At 69.2% G+C, this 575-nt stretch carries 2 protein-coding genes; both read left to right on the top strand.

All coding sequences use genetic code 11. From position 1 onward, the window contains the following. The coding region (gene tnpB, locus M8523_RS36520; RefSeq protein WP_282589679.1) for an IS66 family insertion sequence element accessory protein TnpB at positions 1–235 on the top strand (235 nt) is incomplete at its 5' end. Between the two features lie 122 nt (positions 236–357). Next, on the top strand, positions 358–575 hold a 218-nt coding region (locus M8523_RS36515; RefSeq protein WP_445298416.1), incomplete at its 3' end, for an IS66 family transposase.

Here is a 575-nt window from a genome sequence, read left to right as displayed (position 1 = left end):
CACTGTGTTCGCGTTCCGCTCCAAACGTGCGGACCGGCTGAAGCTTCTGTTCTTCGACGGCACCGGGGTGGTGCTGGTTGCGAAGCGGCTCGAGGCCGGCGCCTTCCGCTGGCCGAAGCCGGGCGATGCCGCCATCCAGCTGACCGCGGCCGAGATGGCTGCTCTGTTTGACGGCCTGGACTGGCGGCGCGTGCATGTGGCGCGCGACATCACAACGCCGGTGGTGGTCGGCTGAAAATGCTGGGCTTTCGGGCCGTTTTCCCGGTCGCCAGCCCGCTTCGGATGTGCTCTGATCGCCTCGTGAGCCCGACCGACCCTCCAGTCGCCACCTCCGACGATCCGGCCACTCTGCAAGCCATGCTGGCCGCGGAGCGGGTCGAGAACGAGCGGCTGCGCAAGATCATCCGTGAACTCCAGCGCCACCGTTTCGGCCGCCGTGCCGAAAGCCTGCCGGAGGATCAACTGCAGCTCGGGCTGGAAGAGGCGGAGCAGGCGGAGGCCGCCGATCAGGCCGCGGCCGAAGAACAGTCGCCGGTCGAGCGGTTCGCCCGGCGCGCCAAGCGCCGCGCGAACCG

Source organism: Lichenifustis flavocetrariae (assembly GCF_026130545.1).
In the GTDB taxonomy this organism is placed as follows: Bacteria; Pseudomonadota; Alphaproteobacteria; order Rhizobiales; family Beijerinckiaceae; genus Lichenihabitans; species Lichenihabitans flavocetrariae.
The sequence above is the reverse complement of the archived record's forward strand: the minus strand, read 5'-3'. Positions and strand labels throughout refer to the sequence as shown.